General features: G+C 74.7%; 19 protein-coding genes. 13 read left to right on the top strand and 6 right to left on the bottom strand.

The window, feature by feature from the left end:
• Positions 1–92: 92 nt before the first annotated feature.
• The gene (locus ACFVYI_RS00095) at positions 93–1,505 is read right to left on the bottom strand and encodes an NAD(P)/FAD-dependent oxidoreductase (protein WP_387879587.1); all 1,413 of its coding nucleotides are present in this window, start codon (positions 1,503–1,505) and stop codon (positions 93–95) included.
• A 213-nt stretch (positions 1,506–1,718) separates the two neighbouring features.
• On the opposite strand from ACFVYI_RS00095, the gene ACFVYI_RS00090 reads away from it, so the two are divergent.
• On the top strand, positions 1,719–2,279 hold the full coding sequence (locus ACFVYI_RS00090) for a hypothetical protein (RefSeq protein ID WP_387879584.1): 561 nt from the start codon (positions 1,719–1,721) through the stop codon (positions 2,277–2,279).
• 121 nt (positions 2,280–2,400) lie between these two features.
• Here the strand turns inward: ACFVYI_RS00090 and ACFVYI_RS00085 are convergent, their stop codons facing one another.
• Complete coding sequence (locus ACFVYI_RS00085) at positions 2,401–2,898, bottom strand: cysteine/serine endopeptidase inhibitor (protein WP_387879581.1); 498 nt, start codon at positions 2,896–2,898, stop codon at positions 2,401–2,403.
• 291 nt (positions 2,899–3,189) lie between these two features.
• On the opposite strand from ACFVYI_RS00085, the gene ACFVYI_RS00080 reads away from it, so the two are divergent.
• Positions 3,190–3,429: a hypothetical protein gene (locus tag ACFVYI_RS00080; protein WP_387879578.1), complete on the top strand. Its 240-nt coding sequence runs from the start codon at positions 3,190–3,192 to the stop codon at positions 3,427–3,429.
• Between the two features lie 79 nt (positions 3,430–3,508).
• Here ACFVYI_RS00080 and ACFVYI_RS00075 read toward each other — a convergent pair whose 3' ends face one another.
• Together ACFVYI_RS00075 and ACFVYI_RS00070 are read right to left on the bottom strand one after the other, a co-directional pair.
• Positions 3,509–4,339 (bottom strand): SMP-30/gluconolactonase/LRE family protein, encoded by an 831-nt coding sequence (locus tag ACFVYI_RS00075; RefSeq protein WP_387879575.1) that lies wholly within the window; start codon positions 4,337–4,339, stop codon positions 3,509–3,511.
• A 104-nt stretch (positions 4,340–4,443) separates the two neighbouring features.
• On the bottom strand, positions 4,444–5,589 hold the full coding sequence (locus ACFVYI_RS00070; protein ID WP_387879572.1) for a winged helix DNA-binding domain-containing protein: 1,146 nt from the start codon (positions 5,587–5,589) through the stop codon (positions 4,444–4,446).
• 566 nt (positions 5,590–6,155) lie between these two features.
• Here ACFVYI_RS00070 and ACFVYI_RS00065 point away from each other — a divergent pair.
• The 8 genes from ACFVYI_RS00065 (at position 6,156) to ACFVYI_RS00030 (ending at position 16,668) form a co-directional block, all read left to right on the top strand.
• On the top strand, positions 6,156–7,115 hold the full coding sequence (locus tag ACFVYI_RS00065) for a TauD/TfdA dioxygenase family protein (RefSeq protein ID WP_387879569.1): 960 nt from the start codon (positions 6,156–6,158) through the stop codon (positions 7,113–7,115).
• Positions 7,116–7,185: 70 nt separating this feature from the next.
• Positions 7,186–8,427, top strand: a complete 1,242-nt coding sequence (locus ACFVYI_RS00060; protein WP_387879566.1) for an ROK family protein — start codon at positions 7,186–7,188, stop codon at positions 8,425–8,427.
• Positions 8,428–8,496: 69 nt separating this feature from the next.
• Entirely contained in the window at positions 8,497–10,083 is a 1,587-nt protein-coding gene (locus ACFVYI_RS00055; protein ID WP_387879563.1) for an ABC transporter substrate-binding protein, read from the top strand.
• Positions 10,084–10,086: 3 nt separating this feature from the next.
• Positions 10,087–11,031, top strand: a complete 945-nt coding sequence (locus tag ACFVYI_RS00050; RefSeq protein ID WP_387879560.1) for an ABC transporter permease — start codon at positions 10,087–10,089, stop codon at positions 11,029–11,031.
• A gap of 3 nt (positions 11,032–11,034) precedes the next feature.
• A complete protein-coding gene (locus ACFVYI_RS00045) occupies positions 11,035–11,901 on the top strand; it encodes an ABC transporter permease (protein ID WP_387879557.1) in 867 nt (288 codons plus the stop codon).
• Complete coding sequence (locus ACFVYI_RS00040) at positions 11,898–13,499, top strand: dipeptide ABC transporter ATP-binding protein (RefSeq protein ID WP_387879554.1); 1,602 nt, start codon at positions 11,898–11,900, stop codon at positions 13,497–13,499. Before ACFVYI_RS00045 ends, ACFVYI_RS00040 begins: the two co-directional genes overlap by 4 nt.
• Complete coding sequence (locus tag ACFVYI_RS00035) at positions 13,496–15,871, top strand: arylsulfatase (protein WP_387879551.1); 2,376 nt, start codon at positions 13,496–13,498, stop codon at positions 15,869–15,871. The genes ACFVYI_RS00040 and ACFVYI_RS00035 overlap by 4 nt, the downstream gene beginning before the upstream one ends.
• Positions 15,872–16,002: 131 nt before the next feature.
• Positions 16,003–16,668: a 4'-phosphopantetheinyl transferase gene (locus ACFVYI_RS00030; RefSeq protein WP_387880018.1), complete on the top strand. Its 666-nt coding sequence runs from the start codon at positions 16,003–16,005 to the stop codon at positions 16,666–16,668.
• Between the two features lie 81 nt (positions 16,669–16,749).
• On the opposite strand, the gene ACFVYI_RS00025 is transcribed toward ACFVYI_RS00030, so the two are convergent.
• Complete coding sequence (locus ACFVYI_RS00025; protein WP_387879548.1) at positions 16,750–16,977, bottom strand: hypothetical protein; 228 nt, start codon at positions 16,975–16,977, stop codon at positions 16,750–16,752.
• A 334-nt stretch (positions 16,978–17,311) separates the two neighbouring features.
• Complete coding sequence (locus tag ACFVYI_RS00020; protein WP_387879545.1) at positions 17,312–18,265, bottom strand: polysaccharide deacetylase family protein; 954 nt, start codon at positions 18,263–18,265, stop codon at positions 17,312–17,314.
• A gap of 221 nt (positions 18,266–18,486) precedes the next feature.
• On the opposite strand from ACFVYI_RS00020, the gene ACFVYI_RS00015 reads away from it, so the two are divergent.
• The 3 genes from ACFVYI_RS00015 (at position 18,487) to ACFVYI_RS00005 (ending at position 21,891) form a co-directional block, all read left to right on the top strand.
• Positions 18,487–19,368, top strand: coding sequence for an SMP-30/gluconolactonase/LRE family protein (locus ACFVYI_RS00015; protein WP_387879542.1), 882 nt, complete (start codon positions 18,487–18,489; stop codon positions 19,366–19,368).
• Between the two features lie 117 nt (positions 19,369–19,485).
• Complete coding sequence (locus ACFVYI_RS00010; protein ID WP_387879539.1) at positions 19,486–21,135, top strand: CehA/McbA family metallohydrolase; 1,650 nt, start codon at positions 19,486–19,488, stop codon at positions 21,133–21,135.
• Between the two features lie 252 nt (positions 21,136–21,387).
• Positions 21,388–21,891 (top strand): ATP-binding protein, encoded by a 504-nt coding sequence (locus tag ACFVYI_RS00005; protein ID WP_387879536.1) that lies wholly within the window; start codon positions 21,388–21,390, stop codon positions 21,889–21,891.
• The last annotated feature ends 38 nt before the right edge of the window (positions 21,892–21,929 follow it).

The following is a 21,929-nucleotide window of genomic DNA, read 5'->3' as shown; positions in this document are numbered from 1 at the left end:
CCCCGGGACCACCGTGCGTCGCGGCGACCGCCGCTGCCACCGCGGCACGCCCGAACGGCCGCCGGGCCGTCCGGGAGCCACCGCGCCCCCGCTCAGTGCCGCCCGGAGATCACGTCCGCCAGGCGGGCGAGGGGTGAGCTGGTGGGGCGGCCGGTCGCTTCCTGCCGGTCGGCGGCGTGGTACGCGGCGTAGAGGGCGTGGACGCCGAGCCAGCGCAGCGGCTCGGGCTCCCAGCGGCGCACGCCGTGGCCGACCCAGGGCAGCCGGGTGAGCTCGGTGTCGCGGCCGAGGACGAGGTCGCGCAGGGTGCGGCCGGCGAGGTCGGCGGTGGTGACGCCGCTGCCCACGTAGCCGCCGGCCCAGCCGAGGCCGGTGGCGCGGTCGAGGTCCACCGTGGCGCACCAGTCGCGCGGGACGCCGAGCACCCCGGCCCAGGCGTGGTCGATCCGGGCGTCGGCGGCGGCCGGGAAGAAGCTGTCGAGGATCTCGCGCAGCTGGCGGACGGTGGCCGGCTGGGTGGTCCCGTCCGAGTCGGTGCGCGAGCCGTACCGGTAGGGGACGCCGCGCCCGCCGAGGGCGATCCGGTCGTCCGCGGTGCGCTGCGCGTACATGTAGGCGTGGGCGAAGTCGCCGAGGACCTCGCGCCCGGTCCAGCCGGCCTCGGCCCAGAAGGACGGCGGCAGCGGTTCGGTGGCGATCATCGCGGAGTTCATCGGCAGCCAGGTGCGCCGCTCGCCGCGCAGCCCTGCGGTGAAGCCCTCGGTGGCGCGCAGCACGTGGTCGGCCGTGACGGTGCCGTGCGGGGTGACGGCGCGGGCGCGGGAGCCGGCGGCGGCCGGTTCGACGGCGGTGACCGGGGTCTGCTCGTGGATGCGGACGCCCAGGCCCGCCACCACCGCGGCGAGCCCGCGGGCCAGCTTCGCGGGCTGGACGCGGGCACCGTAGGGCGTCCAGGTGCCGCCGAGGGTGCCCGCGATCCGGACGCGCTCGCCGGTCTCGCCGGCGGTCAGCAGGTGGATGCGGTCCGCGCCGTAGGAGCGCTCGGCCTCCGCGAAGGCCCGCAGCCGGGCCAGCTGGGCGGGGGTGCGGGCGACCTCCAGGACACCGCCCCGGACGAGGTCCGCCTCGATGCCCTCGGCGGCGACGGTGTCGGCCACCTCGCCGACCGCCGCGTCCATCACCCGCTGCATCGCGGCGGCCGGTCCGTGCCCGTACCGGCGGGCGAAGGCCGCGCGCCCGGCGAACCCGTTGTAGAGCCACCCGCCGTTGCGCCCCGAGGCGCCGTAGCCGCAGAACCGGCGCTCCAGCAGGGTGATCCGCAGACCGGGGTCGGCCTTCTTGAGGTGGTACGCCGTCCAGAGCCCGGTGTATCCACCGCCGACGATGCACACGTCGGCGTCGGCGTCGCCCGGCAGCGCGGGCCGGGGCTCGGGCAGCCCGGTCTGCGCGTACCAGAAGGAGACGCCGCCGTTGACGGCCGGGGATTGGTCGCCGCTGCGGCCCACGGGAACCTGCCTTCGCTCGGTGATCTCCCCGGACGCTATGCCGCGGCGCACCGCCCGGGCCACCGACACGGTGCCAGGATCCGTGCACCCGGCCCTGCACAGTGTCAGAGCCGCCGGGCGGCCCGGGGCGGTCCGGCTCCCCACGCGGATCCGGCATATGCCAATCGACAACCACTGTTACCCAATGGCATTTCGACAACTATAGTTACCACCATGCCGACACCTGACGTCACCACCACCGAGCGGACGGCGCTCGACCGGATCCTCCTCGACGCCCTCGACCCGCTCGCCTCGGCCATGCGCGCCCGGGCGACCGGGTACTCCGCGGACCGCATGTGGGCGGCGGACCCCGCCGAGGTGGCGCTGGCCGTCCTCGGCACCTGGAAGGTGGTTGACCAGGAGGTCGAGCGGCTGACGGCGATGGCCGCCCGGACCGCCGCCTCCTACGGCGCGGGCTACGAACGGCTCGGCGCGGCCTGGGGCCTCACCCGGCAGGGCGCCCGCAGGAAGTGGCCCGACGCCGTCGACGGGCAGGCGGCCGCGCGCCGGGACGGCAGCGTCCTGGACCTGTTCGGCGGCACGGCCGAGTTGTTCGCCGACGCGACCTCGGGCGGCTGGCGCTGGAGCGCCCGGGGCGCCGACGGGGCACACAGCGCGGAGGAGGACGCCCCCCTTCTCGCCCGGAAGGAGGAGGCCGCCGCCCACGCGGGAGCCTTCCTGAGGGAGCACTCCACGAAGGCGGGCCGGACTCCCGCCGCACCGGTCGCCGACTGATCCGGCCGCAGCGCCACCGACGGCGCGCCGGGCCGACACGGGCCGACACGGGCCGGCGCGGGCCGGCGCGCCGTCGCCACGGGTGGGACCGGCCGGCACCACCGGCCGGTCCCACCGCACGTCAGCGGGACGCGCTCGCGCCGATCGTCGAGCCCTCGACGGGCGCGGACAGCGGGATGCTCTCCCCCGCGAAACCGGTCTTGACGAACTGCCAGGTCAGGCCGTTGATCACCCCCTGACCCAACGGGGCCAGCCTGGCGAAGGCCGGCTGACTGAGGTCGATGTGGGTGGAGTCGCAGGACGGACACTTGTCCCTGACGGGGACGGTGACCGTCTTGCCCTGGTAGGTCACCTTGACCGATATACCCTTGCAGAGCGGGTCGTTGTTGGGGTTCGCACTGGTCCACCAGGTGTGCGAGACCGCCACCAGCAGCTGGTTCCCGGCGTTGATCTGGGTGCCGCAGGCCCCGTAGCCGGCGTCGTTGTAGTACGTCGCCTTGCCTGTCATCGGCTTGTTGATCGGGATCGCGGCACTGGCGGAGCCCGCGGTCAGGGCGATCAGGGCGGCGGCGGCGAGCGGAGCGCCGGCCAGGATCCTGATGTTCTTGACGACTCGCATGTTTCCCTCCGGTTGTCGGTGCGGACGGCATGACCGAGTACGGGCGGGGCGACGACCTGCGGGAGCCCTCCGAGCAGGCCGAATCGGCTGCGCTGCCGTGGAGTTCGGGCACGTCCGGCCCGCCCAGGGAAGGACGGTATGCCTCACCCCGAGGCGAGGTCCATACCTTTGATGTGTTGTCATGGACACAAGGCAGGAAGCTTTACGAAAGCGGCCGAAGGCAGGACGATACGTGACCGCGGCAGGGGGTGACGCGTTGTCAGGTCACGCGTTCACTCCCCGGAGGCCCCCTTGCGCACCCCGATCCGCACCGCGATCCACGCCCCGCTCCGCACCGCCCTCGGCGCCGTCCTGCTCGGCGCCGCCGTGCTGACCGCCACCACCGCGACCACGGCCGCCGCCACGCCCGCCCCCGCGCCGCGGGAGGTGAACCAGGGCTACAGCATCCCGGTCGGCGCGGTCACCGACCTCGGCGCCCTGCCCGTGCTCGGCACCCTCGGGCTGGACTTCGCCCGCCTGCTCGGCCAGTGAGCCCGCAGGCCTGAGGCGCCACCGCCGCAGCAGCCGACCACTGCTGCGGCCGAGCACCCCCAGACCCGGCCGCGCACCCTCAGGCCCGGCCGCGCACCCCCGGCACGGCGAGCGCGAACAACGCCCCGGAGAGCTGGTGCTCCTCGCTGCGGGCGGTGGTGACGTACAGCGTGTCCAGCTCCGGCCCGCCGAAGGCGCAGCTGGTCGAGCGCGGCACCGGGACCTCCACGGTGTCCAGCAGGCGGCCCTCGGGCGAGAGGCAGTGCACGGCCCCGCCGTCCCAGAACGCCACCCAGAGGTTCCCGGCCTCGTCCAGCGTCATGCCGTCGGGCATCCCCGGCAGGTGGGAGACGTCCAGCGAGCGGATCCGACGGCCGACCGGGCCGTGTTCGGGGTACTCGTGGAGCTCGATCCGCCGGGTCGGGGTGTCGATGTGCCAGAGGCGGTCCGGCTCGGGCCAGGCCAGTCCGTTGGGGATGGACAGGCCGTCCAGGATCGGCCGCACCGACCCGTCGGGCTCCAGCCGGTACAGCGACCCGGGCTGCCGGGGCTCGGTGCGCTGCATGGTGCCGGCGACCGGCCGGCCGTACGGATCCCGCTTGCCGTCGTTCATCCGGCGCTCCGGGCGGTCGGCCTCGACGGCGGCGAGCAACTCCGTCCGGCCGGTGGCGGTGTCCAGCGCCTCGAAGCCACGCTCGGTCGCGAGGACCGGCCGCCCCTGCGGGGCCGGCATCAACGTGCCCGGGGTGACGTCCAGTTCGAGCACCGTGACCCGGCCGCTCGGCCGGTGCAGCGTGAGCACCCGGCGGTCCGGGATACCGATCCAGTGCAGGCACTGGGCGGCCCCGTCCCAGACCGGACCTTCGCCCAGGGCGAGACAGGGGGTGTCGGCAACGGGTTCGGCACGCACGGGCTTCTCCTCGGGTCTGGGCGACGGGGTCGACACGACAGGACTCCGGGGAAGCATCGCACTCCCCCGCGGGACACGCCCCCTCCGCCCCGGGCCGCGGCTGCTCACCCCGGAAGCAGCCGTGTCTCGGCGGCCGGCAAGTGCTTGGCCCACCAGTGGTCGTAGCGGCGGTAGACCCCGGGGTCGCGGTCGGCGAGGAACGCCGTGAGTGCCGCGGCCTCCGCGGCCAGGCCGTTCCAGACGTGGTCGGGCAGGGGGTGGAAGGCGCCGGCCTCGATGCCTCCGTCGACGGCGCGCCAGACGCCCGCGACGTGGCCGTCGACGAGCAGCGTGGGCAGCACGTCGCCGTTCACGCGGGTCACGTGCTTGCGGTAGGGGGGCGGGACGACGCGGCTCCGGTCGTCGTGGGCGAGCAGGACGCTGTCCCACATCGCCATCAGCCTGGGCGGAGCGGGTGTCTCCTCGGCCGGCCGGGGGGCGCCGGGGATGTCGTACAGCACGGTGGCGTCGGGCCCTTCCAGCTGTTCGAGCGCGTCGCCGAGCGCCTGCACCGCCGCCCTGACCCGAGCCCGTCCGACCAGCGCGAACCGCGCCATGTCCGCCACCGACGCCGGGCCGAAGCCCTCCAGGTAGCGGCGGATCAGGGTCTTGAGGCCCTCGGACGCGGCGTCGGGGTCCGCCGGCGCCGGCCGGGGGCTCGCCGCGACGTACGGCGGCCGGCTGTCGAACGACCAGGGCCGCGCGGTGGGCACGTGCCACAGCGGGGCGTACTGGCGCAGCATCCGCCACGCCGCCGGCTCCAGCGGGCCGCCCAGCCGGTTCTCCAGCCAGTCCCCGAACTCGGCGTTGGTCCGTGGCCGGTCGGCGAAGTCCAGGAGGTCCGGGAGCAGTGCCCGGGCGTCGTCGGCGGTGAGTCCGGACGCCGTGAAACGGGAGTCGCCGAGCCTGGAGGCCCGCAGGACCGGCTCCATGGCCGCACGGAGGGCCGGGTAGTCCTCGGCGTGGACCGTGTGCAGCGTGACCCGCATCAGGGTCGTCCGGGCCGTCCGGAAGTCGGCCTGCGCCGCGTCGAGACCGGCCGGGTCGAAGTCGCTCAGCCGGTTCCACAGCGCGAGGTACGGCGAGGCGGGCTGCTGTGCCTGGAGGGCGACCACACGTCGTACCGCGTCGACGACGTCGAGCGACTCGCGGCCGAGGAGCAGTTGTCGGGCGAGCGTGGCACGGTTGAGCGCACGCGCAGTGATCATCATGCGGAGATTGTCGCGCCCGGTGCGATCCCCCCGGAACCCGGCGGTTCCTGAGGGCCCCGGCGGCCGGGCCGGGTTTCTTGCGCTCCGAGAGTTAATAACTGCGACACGCCCGCGACAAGGTCGAATACGGTCGGGAAGCGCGCCGGACATCACCCGGACATCGGCCGCAACGGGGCTTCATCCTGCCGCAACACCCGTTCCCAGCAGGCAGAACGGTGATTGACAGCAGGCCTCGGACTTCAGCACGATGAGCGCCGAGCCCACTCGCAGCACGCCGGAAGGAGGGCCGATGACCACCGTTCCCCGTGTCCAGAGCCCTGCCTGTTCCCGCTTCTGCGGCGCCCTCCGCCGTTGTTGTCGCGGAGCGCTCACCAGCTGATCCGGCAGGCCGGACCAGCCCCCCTCGCACGGCCCGCCGTGCCCGCATGTCCCGTGCCGGCCGCCCACCGCGCATCCCGCGCCGCGGCGCCGCCCTGCCACGGACCCGTGCGCCCGGCGGCCGCCCTCCCCGCTCCCCGCCCGTTCCACCTCCCCTTCCCGTGCCCCGTGAAAGCCGAGGATCCGCCATGACCGCTGCCCTCACCGACCTCCGCATCACCCCGGCCGCCGGCCGGATCGGTGCGATCGTCCACGACGTCCGCCTCGGCGGCGACCTGACCGCCGAGACCGTCGCCGCCGTCGAGGCCGCGCTGTACCGCCACAAGGTGCTCTTCTTCCGTGGCCAGCAGCACCTGGACGACGCCGAACACGAGGCGTTCGCCCGGCTGTTGGGCCAGCCGGTCGGCCACCCGACCGTGCCCAGCGCCGACGGCCGGTTCATCTTCGAGCTGGACGCCACCAAGGGTGTGCGCGCCAACAACTGGCACACCGACGTCACCTTCGTGCCGTCCTACCCGAAGGCGTCCATCCTCCGCGCGCTGGAGCTGCCGCCGGCCGGTGGCAGCACGGTGTGGGCGAACACCGTCGCCGCCTACCAGGACCTCCCGGAGCCGCTGAAGGTGCTGGCCGAGAGCCTGCGCGCGGTTCACACCAACGACTACGACTACGCGGCGAGCCTGGCCCTGCGGCCCGAGCTGGCCGACAACGCCGAGGTCGCCGCGCTCTTCCGCCGGGTGTTCGTCTCCACCGCCTTCAAGACCGAGCACCCGGTGGTCCGCGTCCACCCGGTGACCGGTGAGAAGACCCTGCTGCTGGGCGCGTTCGCGCAGCGCGTCCAGGGCGTCTCGGGGGCCGACAGCCGGGCCCTGATCGAGCTGTTCCAGCGGTACGTGGAGCGGCTGGAGAACACCGTGCGCTGGGACTGGCAGGTCGGCGACGTGGCGATCTGGGACAACCGGGCGACCCAGCACTACGCCGTCAACGACTACGGCGACGAGCCGCGCCTGGTCCGCCGGATCACCCTGGACGGCGACCTGCCGGTGGGCGTGGACGGCACCCCGAGCCGGCTGCTGGAGCCGACCGAGCCCCCGAAGGTGGCCGGGCTGGTGCCGGCGGCGGAGCTGGAGGCCGCGGCCCTCCAGGGCTGACCCTCCCGCCGGCTCCTGCCGACCCGCATCCCCACCACACCACACCACACCACCTGCGAAAGGCCCGTCGATGTCGGACACGCACCCGCGCCCCGTCCTGCGGATCGGGGACGAACGGCGGGACGTCAACGCCGCCGCCGTGCTGCGGACCGTGCTCGACCACGGGCCGATCGCGCGCAGCCGGGTCGCCGCGCTCACCGGCCTCAGCGCCTCCGCGGTGTCCCGGCAGGTGGTGGACCTCCTGCGGCTCGGACTGCTCGGCGAGCGGCCGGAGTTGACCGGTGGCGGGGTGGGGTCGGTGGGCCGGCCGCAGCAGCCGGTCGACATCGACACCGACCGGCTCGCCGTCGCCGGGCTGCACATCGGGGTGCCGTACACCACCTTCGCGCTCCTGGACCTGCGCGGGAACGTGTTGTACCGGCAGGAGTCGAGCAACCGCGGCCGTACCGGGTACGCGGTGCTCAAGCCCCTGCTGGAGCGGCTGCCCCGGCTGCTGGCCACCGTGCCCGGCGGCCGCAGGGTGATCGCCCTCGGCGCGGTCACCGGCGGCACGGTGGACCCGGAACGCGGCATGACGGTCCGTCACGACCCCTTGGACTGGCAGGACATGCCGCTCGGCGAGCTGCTGGCGCGGGCCAGCGGGCTCCCCGTCCAGGTGGACAACCACGCCCGGGCACTCACCCAGGCGGAGATCCTCTTCGGCCACCCGGCGGCGCGCCGCAGCATGGTCCAGCTCTTCGTCGGCCATGTGGTCGACGCGGCGCTGGCGGTGGCCGGTGTGGTCCACCTCGGGCCGGCCTCGGCCACCGGGGACGTCGCGCACCTGCCCGTCCCCGACAGCGACGCGCTCTGCCACTGCGGCCGGCTGGGCTGTCTGGCGGCGGCCGCCTCGGACACCACGCTGTTCGAGGCGGCCGCCGCGGCCGGGGTCACCGAACGGCCGGACCGGGCCGAGCTGATGGCCGCGGTGCGGGTCGGCGACCCGCGCGCCGACCGACTGGTCCGCCGGCGCTCCGAGGTGATCGGCCGCGCGCTGGCACTGCTGGCGGACGTGGTCAACCCCGACCTGGTGGTGCTGACCGAGACCTTCACCCTGCTCGACCCGGCCTATCTGGACGTGGTGCGCGCCGAGTTCGCCCGCCGCTCGCACCTGCGGCGGGACGCGGACCTGGTGATCGCCCAACAGCGCGGCCCGGACGCGCTGGCCGTGGCCGCCGGGGCCGCGGTGCTGGGCGTGCTGTACGCCCGGCCGCTGCAGGCGACGGCGGCGGCCGCCCGGACGCCGCCGAGCGGGCGGGGCCTGCTGCGGTAGCCCACCGCCGACCGACCGCTCCCGCCGCCACCCCTCCTCCCGATCGCCCGCCCTCCCGAAGGACCCGCCATGACCGCGTTCACCTCCCCCTCCCCCTCCGGCCTCTCCCGGCGCGCCCTGCTGCGCGGGAGCCTCGCCGGGGCCGGCCTGCTGACGCTGGCGGCCTGCCGCTCGGCCGCGGACACCGCCTCCTCCGCCGCGAGCGGTTCGGCGACCCCGCGGCGCGGCGGCGTCCTCACCGTGGGCACCGGGATCGACTTCACCCCGAGCCTGCTCTTCGCCCAGAGCGCCAACACCCTCGTCCAGCGCCTGGTCTTCAACACCCTGACCCGCTACGACGACCAGCTCCGCCCGCAGCCCGAACTGGCCACCTCCTGGCAGCTCGGCGCGGACGGCACCAGCGTCACCCTCAAGCTGCGCGAGGACGTGCTCTTCCACAGCGGTCGCCGGTTCACCGCCGACGACGTGGTGTTCGCCGTCAAGAACCTGCAGAACCCCGCCCGTTCGGCCCAGCTGCGCTCCACCGCCGCCGCCGTCACCGACTTCCGCAAGAACGGCGACTTCGAGCTGACCCTCGTCCTCGCCCACCCGGTCAGCAACCTCTTCGACCTCTTCGAGTTCATGATCATCCCCGACTCGGCCAGCATCGAGGACGCCGTCGCCGGCACCAGGCTGATCGGCACCGGCCCGTTCACCTTCACCGAGCGCAAGCCCGGCAGCTCGATCACGTTCGCCCGCAACGACAAGTACTGGAACCCGGGCCGCCCCTACCTGGACGGGGTCGAGATCCGGATCGTCCCGCAGGCGGAGTCGCTGCTCTCCTCGCTCAGGACCGGCCAGACCCACCTCTCCTACGCCATCCGGGGCAAGGACGTGGCCACCCTCAAGGGCGACCCGCAGTTCCGGGTCAAGCAGTACGACACCGGCTCCGGCGCCTACTACATCGGCGCCAACCTCACCGCCGAGCACGTGAGCGACAAGCGGGTCCGGCAGGCCATCGCCTGGGCGGTGGACCGCGACCGGCTGGTGCAGCAGGCGCTCGGCGGCTACGGCACCGTCTCGGCCGTGCCGTGGCCCAAGTCCTCGCCCGCGTACAGCGAGGCCAACGCCAACCGCTACCGCCACGACCCCGACAAGGCGCGGCAGTTGCTCAAGGAGGCCGGCGTCGGCCCGATCACCCTGCCGTTCGCGCACTCCAACGACCCGGGCAACACCGCGATCGCCCAGATCCTGCAGTACGACCTCCAGCAGGTCGGCATCGAGACGGTGCTCCAGCCCACCGACTCCCCCACCATGCAGAAGCAGCTCATCGCGCAGTCCATGCCGGCCCTCTGGACGCTCAGCCACGGGTTCGCCCAGCTCCAGCCCGCCACCCTCACGGTCAGCGCGTACCCGTTCAACGAGGCCAGGAACAGCTCGCACTTCAGCTCGCCCGCCTACACCGACCTCGTCCAGAAGGCGTGGCACCGCTCGGACAGCGACAGCCCGGAGGCCAAGGCGCTCCACCAGCAGATCACCGACGTGCTGCTGGACGAGGAGTTCGTGATCGACCTCGCCATCGCCGGCCTGGTGGAGGTGGCCGGCCAGAAGGCCCGGGGCACCGACCTCAACAAGTTCGGCTACCTCAACCTCGACGACGCCTACCTGACGGCCTGACCGATGCGCTCCTTCCTGCTCAAGCGGCTCCCCTCCGGGCTGCTCGTCCTCCTCCTCGCCTCCTTCCTGGTCTTCCTCATCCTCCGGCTGATCCCCGGCGACCCGGCCACCTCGCTGGCCGGGCCCGACGCCGGGCCGGAGGCCGTCGCCGCGATCCGCGGCCGCCTCGGCCTCGACCAGCCGCTGCTCACGCAGTACGTCCGCTGGATCGGCGACCTGCTCACCGGAAACCTCGGGCCCAGCTACGCGATCGGCGGCCGGATCTCCGACCTGATCGGCAACGGGATCGGCGCCACCGCCCAACTCACCCTCGGCGCCCTGCTGCTGGTGATCGTGATCGCTCTGCCGCTCGGCGTGCTCGGCGCCACCACCCGCCGCCGGCCGGTCGCCGCGGCCGTGCGCGCCTTCACCACCGCCGTCCTGGCGGTGCCGCCGTTCGTCACCGGCGTGCTGCTGGTGCTGCTCTTCGCGGTCACCCTCGGACTGCTGCCGGCCGGCGGCCACGAGTCCCTGCTCGACCAGCCCGACCTCGCCGTGCAGTACCTGCTGATGCCGGCCGTCTGCCTGGCCCTGCCGAGCGCCGCCGTCCTCGCCCGCTACCTCAAGGACGGCCTGGAACGGGCCCTCGCCGAGGACTACGTCCGCACCGCCACCGCCCTCGGCGTCTCCCGCCGGCGGATCGTCTGGCAGCACGCACTGCCCAACGCACTGCCGTCCACGATCACCGTACTCGGCCTGCAGATCGGCCAACTCATCGCCGGGGCCGTACTGGTGGAGCGGATCTTCGCCTGGCCGGGCCTCGGCCAGCTGATCGAACAGGGGGTGATCCGCCGCGACTACCCGGTCGTGCAGGACCTCCTGCTGCTGATCGTCGCCGTCCATGTCGCCGTCCAGCTGCTCACCGACCTGGTGTACGCGTGGCTGGACCCCCGGATCCGGTGGGAGTGACCGATGACCGCCCTGACCACCCCGAGCGCCGAGGCGCCGAGGCGCACCGCCCGCGCCCACCGCAACCGCTACCTGGCCGGTCTGCTCACCGGGCGCGGCCTCACCGGCCTGACCCTGGTCGGCGTGATCGCGCTGGCCGGCCTGTTCGCGCCGCTGCTCACCGACCTCGACCCCGACGCACAGAGCGCCCTCGCGCTCGCCGGCCCCAGCGCCGACCACCCCTTCGGCACCGACGACCTGGGCCGTGACCTCTTCAGCCGGGTGCTGCACGGCATCGGCACCGATCTCGCGATCACCTTCAGCGCCGTCCCGGTCGGCGCCCTGCTCGGCTGCTCCTTCGCCCTGCTCGCGGCCTCCTCCCGGTGGGCGGACGTCACCGTCCAGCGCGCCTTCGACCTGCTGCTCGCCTTCCCCGGCATCATCCTGGCGCTCGCCGTGACGGCCGTGCTGGGCCCCGGCCGCTGGCCGGTGCTCATCGTCATCGCACTCGCCGAAATACCCGGCTTCGGGCGCCAGTTGAGGGCAGGCATCCTGGTCCAGCGGGAGCGCGAGTACGCCCTGGCCGCCCGGGTCGGCGGGGCGTCCCGGCTCCGGGTGCTGCTGCGCCACGTCGTCCCCAACGCCGCCGACCCGCTGATCGTGCAGACCGCCGTCGCCCTCTCCATCGGCGTCTTCATCGAGGGCGCGATGAGCTTCCTGGGGCTGGGCGTCCGCCCGCCGGAGCCCACCCTCGGCTCCATCCTCAGCCAGTCCGTCGCCTACCTCTCCACCCACCCCACCTTCGCGGCCGCCCCGCTCGCCGCGACCACCGCGCTGGTGCTCGGCTTCACACTGATCGCCGAGGCTCTGAACAGGGGGATCCGCCGTTGAGCCGCCCAGTCCTTCAGGTACGCGATCTCACCGTCGAGTTCGACGCCACCAGGGCCGTCGACGGAGTCGGCTTCGAGCTGTCCGCCGGCGACACGCTCGGACTGGTCGGCGAGTCCGGCTCCGGGAAGTCGACCACCGCGCTGGCGCTGCTGCGCATGCTGCCGGCCGGCGGCCGGATCACCGCCGGTTCGGTCGAGCTGGACGGACAGGACCTCTCCGCGCTGCCCGAGGCCGCGCTGCGCGGCCTGCGCGGGCGGCGGATCGCGATGATCTTCCAGGACCCGATGTCCTCGCTCAACCCGGTCCTCACCGTGGGCAAGCAGCTCGACGAGGCCCTGCGCGCCCACAGCGGGGCCGGCCGGGCCGAACGCGCCGCCCGGGCCGTCGAGTTGCTCGACCTGGTCGGCATCCCCGGCGCCGCCGAGCGGCTGGGCGACCACCCGCACCAGTTCTCCGGCGGTCAGCGCCAGCGCATCATGATCGCGCTCGCCCTGGCCAACGACGCCGAGGTGCTGGTCGCCGACGAGCCGACCACCGCACTCGACCCGACCGTCCAGCAGCAGATCCTGCGCCTGCTCTCCCGGATCAACCGGGAGACCGGCACCGCCCTGGTGGTGATCAGCCACGACCTCGGCGTGATCGCGCAGACCTGCCGGCGGATCCTGGTGCTGCGCGACGGCCGGGTGGTCGAGCGGGGCGACACCGACGAGGTGCTCGCCGCGCCCCGGCACCCGTACACCAAGCAGCTGCTGGCCGCCGTCCCGCGCCTGGAGGCACCCTCCGAGGCCGCCGCCAACAGCCTCCCGGGCCCCGAACCGCTGCTGACCGTCCGCGGCCTGCGCAAGACGTACGGCCCCCGCCGGCGGCGGGTCACCGCGCTGGACGGCGTCGACCTGGAGCTGCACCCCGGCGAGACGCTCGGACTGGTCGGCGAGTCCGGCTCCGGGAAGTCCACGCTGGCGCGCGCACTCGTCCAGGTGCACGCGCCGTCGTCGGGCACCATCCGGTTCCGGGGCGAGGAGCTCGGGCGCGACGGCGGCCGGGCCGCCCGCCGGGAGCTGCAGATGGTCTTCCAGGACCCGTACTCCTCGCTCAACCCGCGGATGACGGCGGGCCGGATCATCGAGGAGCCGCTGATCGCGCACGGTCTAGGCACCGCGGCCGAGCGGGCCGCACGGGTCGCCGAACTGCTCCGACAGGTCGGCCTGGAGCCGGAGTCGGCGGACCGCCACCCGCGCGCCTTCTCCGGCGGCCAGCGCCAACGGATCGGCATCGCCCGCGCGTTGGCACCCCGGCCGAGCGTGCTGATCTGCGACGAGCCGGTCTCCGCCCTGGACGTGTCGGTCCAGGCCCAGGTGATCGAGCTGCTCGCCCGGCTCCAGCGCGAACTCGGCCTCGCCGTCCTGTTCATCGCCCACGACCTCGCCGTCGTCCGCCAGGTCAGCCACCGGATCGCCGTGATGCACCGCGGCCGGATCGTCGAGACCGGCCCGGCCGACCGGGTGGTCACCGCGCCCGAGCACCCGTACACCGTCGAACTCCTGGCCGCCGTACCGCGCCTGGACACCGTCGGCCCCACCCTCAGGAGCACCGCATGAGCACCACCCCCGAGCCCGGCCACGAACCCGCCCCCGGGTCCGAGCCCGCGCACGATCCCGGGCGCCGTGACCCGTACGCCGGATTCGCCGGCACCGTCGGACGGACCTTCGACGCGTCCACCCCCGCCTGGCCGCAGCCGGTCCGCCCGCGCGAGGGGGCGCCCAACATCGTCGTCGTGCTCGTCGACGACATGGGCTACAGCGACATCGGGCCCTTCGGCGCCGAGATCCCCACACCCACCCTGGACCGGCTCGCGGCCGGCGGCGTCAAGCTGGCCAACTACCACACCATGCCGCTCTGCTCGCCCGCCCGCGCGGCGCTGCTCACCGGCCTCAACCCGCACCGGGTCGGCTACTCCTTCGTCGCCAACGCCGACCCCGGCTTCCCCGGCTACGGCATGGAGGTGGCCGCGGACATCCCGACGCTGGCCGAGACGCTGCACGACAACGGCTACGCCACCTACGCCGTCGGCAAGTGGCACCTGACCCGCGACTCCGCCTCCAACGCCGCCGACAACCGCGCCAACTGGCCGTTGCAGAAGGGCTTCGACCAGTACTACGGCGTCCTCGAAGGCCTGACCAGCCTCTTCCACCCGCACCAACTCGTCCGCGACAACAGCCCGTTGGACATCGACGAGTTCCCCGACGACTACTACTACACGGACGACATCACCGACCGGGCCATCGCCATGGTGAAGTCGCTGCGCGCGCACGACGCCGACAAGCCGTTCTTCCTCTACCTCGCGCACAACGCGGTGCACGGCCCGCTCCAGGCCAAGCCCGCCGACCTCGCCCGGCACCGGGGCCGCTACGACGAGGGCTGGGACGAGCTGCGCGCCGCCCGCTTCGCCCGCCAGCTCGCCGCCGGCCACTTCCCCGCCGGCACCGAGCTGCCCGACCGCAACGCCGAGGCCGGCTACGACGTCGGCCCCTGGTCCGAACTCGCCGACGTCCGGAAGAAGTTGTACGCCCGCTACATGGAGGTGTACGCGGCGATGGTCGACAACGTCGACCAGAACCTCGGCCGGCTCACCGACACCCTCGCCGCGCTCGGCGAGCTCGACAACACCATCATCGTGTTCACCTCCGACAACGGCGGCACCGGCGAGGGCGGCGCCGAGGGCACCCGCAGCTACTTCAGCCGCTTCGTCCACCACCCGAGCCTGCCGGCCGACTGGAACCCCGACGTCGAGCGGGAGATCGAGCTGATCGGCGGCCCGCAGAGCCTGGTGCACTACCCGCGCGGCTGGGGCATGGCCTCCAACACGCCCTTCCGCTTCTACAAGGGCCAGACCTACGCGGGCGGCGTGCGGGTGCCCTTCGTCCTCTCCTGGCCGGCCGGCCTGCCGCGCGCCGAGCACGACCCCGGGGTCAGGCCGCAGTACCAGTACGTCACCGACATCCTGCCCACGCTGCTCGAACTCGCCGGGGTGGAACGGCCGTCGGAGCGCGCCGGGCAGCCGGTGCAGTCCCTGGACGGGATCAGCTTCGCGCCGGTCCTGCGCGACCCGGCGGCCGCGTCCACCCACCCCGAGCAGTACTGCGAGATGACCGGCAACCGCAGCTACTACCGGGACGGCTGGAAGCTGGTCACCCTGCACCGCTTCGGCGCGCCCTACGACGACGGCGAGTGGGCGCTCCACGACCTGCGCACCGACCCGACCGAGATCCACGACGTGGCCGCCGAACACCCCGACCTGGTCAAGGAGTTGTCCGCCGCCTGGGAGGCCGCCGCCTGGCGCAACGGCGTCTTCCCGCTGGCCGACGGCAGCGGCGCGCTCGCCCTGCGCGGCCCGGAGGCCGAGCGGCTGCGGCGGCCGGTCACCCTGCTCGCGGGCACCCCCGAGCTGGAGCGGTACCGCTCGTCCCGGCTGATCTCCTTCCGCTCCTTCCGCATCGAGGTCGAGCTGACCGCGCACGGCGCCGGCGACCAGGGCGTGCTGGTGTCGCACGGCGACCAGGGCGGCGGCTACAGCCTGTACGTCGAGCACGGCCGACTGCGGTTCGCCTACAACCAGTACGGCGAGCTGATCGAGGCCGACGGCGGCCCGCTCGCGCCGGGCGCGCACCTGATCACCGTCGAGGCCACGGCGGTGGCGGACCTCCGGTGGGAGTTCCGCCTGCTGGTCGACGGCGCCGAGGGCGGGCGGCTCGGGCCGGTCCACCAACTGATCGGCATGGCGCCGTTCCAGGGCATCAGCGTCGGGGTGGACCGCAAGTCCCCGGTCTCCTGGCCGGTGTACGAGCGGCACCGCTCGTTCCGCTACACCGGCGGCCTCCGCGCGGTCACCTACCGGCCGGGCGACCCGGCGCCGTACGACCCCGAGACGGTCGCCCGGGCCCTGCGCGAGGCCGCGGCGGCCTTCGAGTAGCCGCGGCGGGTCCTCGGGTCGCTGCGGCGGGTCGTCACGGCGGCCTTCGGCCACCGGCTGGCCCTCCTCCGGGACGGGCCGGCCGGGTTAAGCTCACCGTCGTACGCATGCCACACATTCAGGGGGGACCTGTGATCGGCGAACTGCTTCCCGCATCGGTCGTGGTGGAGACGGCCTACGACGACCCGCCGCAGGCGCGGCTGGAGCCGGCCGAGGAGGCGGTCATCGCCCGCGCCGTCGAGACCAGGCGACGGGAATTCACCACCGTCCGGCACTGCGCCCGCCTCGCGCTCGGCCGGCTCGGCGTCCCGTACCGGCCGCTGGTGCCCGGCCTGCGCGGCGCACCGAGCTGGCCCGACGGGGTGGTCGGCAGCCTGACGCACTGCGCCGGCTTCCGGGGCGCGGCCGTCGCCCGCGCGGGCGAGGTCGTCTCGATCGGCATCGACGCCGAACCGGCCGAGGCCCTGCCGGAGGGCGTGCTCGGCACCATCGCGCTCCCCGCCGAGCAGGAGCGGAACGGCAAGCTGCTCGCGGACCACCCGGGGCTGCCCTGGGACCGGCTGCTGTTCAGCGCCAAGGAGGCCGTCTACAAGGCGTGGTTCCCGCTCACCGGCATCTTCCTGGACTTCTCGGAGGCGGACATCACGCTGCGTCCGGACGGCACCTTCCACGCCGTCCTGCTGGTCCCGGGCCCGGTGGTGGAGGGACACCGCCTCTCCGGGTTCGACGGGCGGTGGGCCGTGCGCGACGGCCTGCTCGCCACCGCGATCACCGTTCTGCCGGGCGCACGCGGGTAGCGCACGGCGGCCCGGGCCGCCGGGGCGGCTGGGTCGGGAAGGGCCGGATCGGCCGCCTGGGGTTCCGGCGGCCGGCCCGGCTCAGAGTTTGAACAGCTTGTCGTAGGGCTGAACGACTCGCACCTGGTGCGAGCCGAAGTCGACCAGGACCGCGCCCTGGCCGGCCGTCTCGGTGCTGATGATGCGGCCCAGACCGTACTGGTCGTGGGTCACGCGGTCACCGGCGGCGAACTCCTTGAGCGGCGGTGGAACCTCGGTTCGGAAGGGACTGGTGGGCAGGTGGCGTCTCGGCGCAGGTGATTTCGTCATCCCTGGAAGTATGCGCCCAGTTCGCGGTCCCGGGCCGCACCAGGTCACCGAATTCCAGGATCCGGGCGGGCCGCCCGGCCGCACGGCACCGACCGGCGCCGGGGGCGGAGCGGGCAGCGGCGCTCCCCGTTCCGATGGCGTTCCCGCTGCGTTCCGGCCCTGTTCCGGTGCCGTTCCCGTCCTCTCCCCGCCTCCGGGCGGCCCCGTCGGGGCGGCCGCCGTCGTCGGCCCTGCCCCCCGGAGCGCTTCCGGTACGGGGTGGGAGAGTTCGGACGGTCGCTTGACAAACCGGGCGCCGGACGGTGCGGCGTCCGGGCGAGCCGCGCCCGCCGGCTCAGGCCAGGGCGTCACCGAGGCGGACGAAGCGGCGGCCCGCCGCCAGCATGGTCGGCAGGGCCGCCGCGAAGCCGGGAGCCGTCCCGCCGCCCGGGTGATTCATGTGGGCGATCACGATCGCGCCGGGCGGCGCGGCCGCCACCTCGCGCCGGACCTGCGCGGCGCCGAGGGTGGCGCCGCCGTCGCCGTTGACGGTGAAACCGGCGACGCGTTCGCCCAGTCCGGTGACGATCCGGGTGGCGACGTCGTCGTAGTGGGCGGTGCCGGAGCGGAAGAAGCGCGGCGGCCGGCCGAGCAGTGCGGCCAGCTTCGCCGCGTTGCCCGCGACCTCGTCGTACACCTCGCCCGCGTCCCGGGTGCCCCTGATCCCGTAGGCGGAGCGGCCGGCGACCGAGAGCGGGCGGTGCGCCGTCCCGTGGTTGGCGATCTCGAACAGCGGATCGCCGGCGAGGCTCTCGAACTCGGCGGGGTTGGCGTCGATCCAGCGGGCGTTGAGGAAGAGCGTCGCGGGGACGCCGTTCGCCCGGAGGAGGTCGATCAGGTCCGCGTCGTAGCCGGAGCCGCCGGGCCCCCCGCAGGCGTCGAAGGTGAGCGCCGTGGCCCGCTCCCCGTCCGGCAGCGCGGTGATCACTCCGGGCACCTCCAGGCCCCAGTCCTCCGGCGCGGCGTCCCCGTACCGGGCCACCACCGCGGTCCGGCCGACGGCGGGAGCGGGCAGCCGCTCCGGCGCGGCGGGCGGCTCGGCGACGACCGGAGGGGCCGAAGCGGGCGGCACGGAGGGTGGTGCGGAGGCGGGCTCGGTGGCGGTGGGCCCGGCGGCGACCGCCGAGGCGGCGGACGCCGCCGCCGTGGCGACGCCCTGCGGCCCGCGTCCGGCCCCGGCGAGCGGCTGACACCCCGCCAGCGCGCCGCCCGCCGCCAGCACCAGGACCGCCCGACGACTCAGCCCCATGCCCATGCCTCCGCATTCGTCATAAAGTCAGACAAACCACCCGTCTGCTTCTATGAATACCGATCGGCCACCACCCGCAACTCCACACCCCGGCCCCAGCGCGGCTCCCCCGGCCGGGAGCGAGCCCCGGCCGCGGGTGGAACAGGAAGTCGGCCGGTCCGACGTCCTACGCCGGACAGCCCAGCGGCCCGGCCGCCCGGGCCGCCCACCGAGGAGCACCGATGCCCGAACCGCACACGGCCGCCGAGCCCGGCGCCGACCCCGTCCGCACCGTCCGCACCGTTCTGACCGGGCTCGCCCTCGGCGAGTCGCCCCGCTGGCACGACGGCCGGCTCTGGCTCTGCGACTGGGGCGCGCAGGAGCTGATCACGGTCGGGAGCGACGGCCGGGCCGACGTCGCCGCCACCGTCCCCTCGTTCCCGTTCTGCATCGACTGGCTGCCCGAGCCGGACGGCCGCCTGCTGGTCGTCGCCGGCGGCGACCGGCACCTGCTGCGCCGCGAGGCGGACGGCACCCTGGCCCCGTACGCGGACCTGCGGCCGCTCTCCGACCGGCCGTGGAACGAGGTGGCCGTGGACGGGCGCGGCAACGCCTACGTCAACGGCATCGGGTTCGACCTGATGGGCGGCGAGGCCCCCGCCCCGGGGCTGCTCGCCCTGGTCACCCCGGACGGCTCGGTCCGCCGGGTGGCCGACGACCTGGCCTTCCCCAACGGCATGGCCGTCACCCCCGACGGCTCGACGCTCATCGTCGCCGAGTCGTACGCGAGCCGGCTCACCGCCTTCACCATCGCTCCCGACGGCGGGCTGACCGACCGCCGGATCTGGGCCGAGGTGGCCGGCTCGGCACCGGACGGCATCTGCCTGGACGCGGAGGGCGCGGTCTGGTTCGCCGACGTCCCCGGCCGCTGCTGCGTCCGGGTCCGCGAGGGCGGCGAGGTGCTCCGGCGGATCGAGCTCGACCGCGGCTGCTTCTCCTGCGCCCTCGGCGGCCCGGACGGCCGGACCCTCTTCCTGACCGCCGCCCGATGGCCGCCACCGCAGGGCACCCGCACCGGCCGGCTGCTGGCCGTCGAGGTCGACGTCCCGGGGCACCTTCACTGACCCGCCCCACCCCGGTGGGGCCCGGCTCACCGGGGGTTCACCGGCGGGGGTAGGGGGGCGGGCGTACCGGCCGGGTGTCCGCCCGCCGCCGGTGTCCGCCCGAGACCGGAGGCTCCGATGACCGACCGCGACACCGACCACCCCGCCGAGGCCACCGAGGCCACCGAGCCCTCCCGGCCCGACGCACCGCAGGCTGACGAGGCGCAGGCCGGCCGGCCCGGGCTCGACCGGCGGGGCCTGATCCGGACCGGCCTGGCCACCGGCGCCGTCACCGCCCTCGGTCTGGCGGCCGCCACCCCCGCCGGGGCAGCCGACGCGACACCCGACCGGACGACCGTCCTCGCCGGCCATCTCCCCACCGGCGCCCCGGACTTCGTCCTCCTGCCGTTCGACGTCCCGGCCGGGGTCCGGGAGATCGCCGTCTCCTACGGCTACGACCGGCCGACCGTCCCCGCCGGGACGCCCGGCAACTCCTGCGACATCGGCCTCTTCGACGAGCGCGGCACCGAACTCGGCGGGCGCGGCTTCCGCGGCTGGTCGGGCGGGCTCCGCACCGAGTTCACCGTCGCCCGCGACCGAGCGACCCCCGGCTACCTGCCTGGCCCGATCCGCCCCGGTCGGTGGCACGTCGTGCTCGGCCCCTACCAGGTGGCGCCGCAGGGCCTCGACTACCGCGTCCAGGTCACGCTCCGGTTCGGCGCGCCGGGGCCGGAGTTCACCCCGTCCTACCCGCCGGAGCGGGCTCGCGGGCGGGGGCGCGCCTGGTACCGGGGCGACTCCCACCTGCACACCGTGCACTCCGACGGGCGCCGGCTCCCGGCCGAGGTGGCGGCGGGCGCCCGGGCGGCCGGGCTGGACTTCATCGTCTCGACCGACCACAACACCACCTCCTCGCACGGTGTCTGGGGGCCGCTGGCCGGCCCCGACCTGCTGATCGTGCTCGGCGAGGAGGTCACCACCCGCAACGGCCACTGGCTGGCGCTGGGCCTGGAGCCCGGGCAGTTCGTCGACTGGCGCTACCGCGCGCGCGACGAGGCCTTCCCGCGGTTCGCCCGGCAGGTCCGCCGCCAGGGCGGCCTGGTGGTGCCCGCGCACCCGTACTGCCCCTACGTCGCCTGCCAGTGGAAGTTCGGCTACCAGGACGCCGACGCGGTGGAGGTCTGGAACGGGCCCTGGACGTACGACGACGAGTCGGCGGTGGACACCTGGGACGCGCAGCTCGCCGTCGCGCTGCGCGAGGGGCGGCCCTGGCTGCCCGCCGTCGGCAACAGCGACGCGCACAGCGCCCCGCAGGTCATCGGCTCCCCGCACACCGTCGTCCGGGCCGAGGACCTCACCCGGGACGCGATCCTCGACGGCCTGCGGACCGGCCGCAGCTGGCTGGCCGAATCGGCCGCCGTCCAGCTGGACCTCACCGCCACCGGGCAGGGCCGCCAGGCGGGCATCGGCGAGCAGCTGACCGTCCCGGCGGACGCGCCGGTGGACGTGCGGCTCACGGTGTCCGGTGTGCCGGGCGGCACCGTCCGACTCCTGACCGACGAAGGCCAGCTGCACCAGGAGTCCCTGCCCGCCGACGGCACCGGCACGGTGATCTGGCGCACCACCGCCTCGCTCGCCGCGTACGTCCGGGCCGAGGTCCGCCACCCCCGGGCGGACGGGACGCCGGGCCGGGGCAACGCGATGGGGCCGGACCTCCCATGGGGTCCGATGGCGGCGCTGACCAACCCGATCGTGCTGCGGTCGCCGAAGCGGCCCGAGGACCGCTAGGAGGACCGGCGGGGGACCGGCCGGGGAGCGGTCCGAGGACCGACGGGGGGAGGACTCGGGGCACCGACGTGGACTAGGTTGATCTCTGACAGCAGTCAGTCGTGGGGACGAGGCGGTCGGCTGTCCGTACCCTGGTCCGGCTGCCGTACCCGGGTCCGGCCGCCCGTACGTTTCCGGCCGGCCCGAGCGTTGCGGCCGCCGCCCCTCCCCCGGCACCTCGTCCGTCCCCGGCCCGCGAAGGGATCAGCAGCTGTGAACCGTACGACCGTAGGTGGGACGGAGCTCGGGGGCGGCCGGGGCGCCGGCGGCGTCGTCGTCCTCGCCGACCCGGACGGGGCCGGGAGCGGCACGGTCGCGCCCCTGCTGGCGAAGGCGCTGCACCCGAGCGTGCACCTGCGGGCGGACGACTTCCGCAAGGCCATCCGGCAGGGGTTCGTCGCGGCGCACCTGCCGCAGGCGCGCCGGCAGAACGAGACGGCCCTGGCGGCCGCCACCCAGGCCGCGTTCGCCTTCGCCACCGGCGGCTACCAGGTGGTGCTGGAGGCCACGCTCGCTCCGCAGGCCCTGGACATGCTGCGCCGCGAGAGCCGCACGACCGGGGCGCCCCTGCACTACGTGGTACTGCGGCCGGCCGCCGACCCCGAGGTGCCGGGCCCGCCGGACCGGCACGCGGTGGACACCGCGGTGGACACCGCGGCGACGGCCGGGGCCGTGCTCACCGGCCTGGCCCGGGGGGCCTTCCTGCTCGGCTGGTGAACCCGACGGACGCGGCCCTCGGCACCCCGGTGGACCGG

The organism is Kitasatospora sp. NPDC058218 (genome assembly GCF_042882445.1).
In the GTDB taxonomy this organism is placed as follows: Bacteria; Actinomycetota; Actinomycetes; order Streptomycetales; family Streptomycetaceae; genus Kitasatospora.
This window is presented reverse-complemented; position numbering and strand designations above follow the sequence as displayed.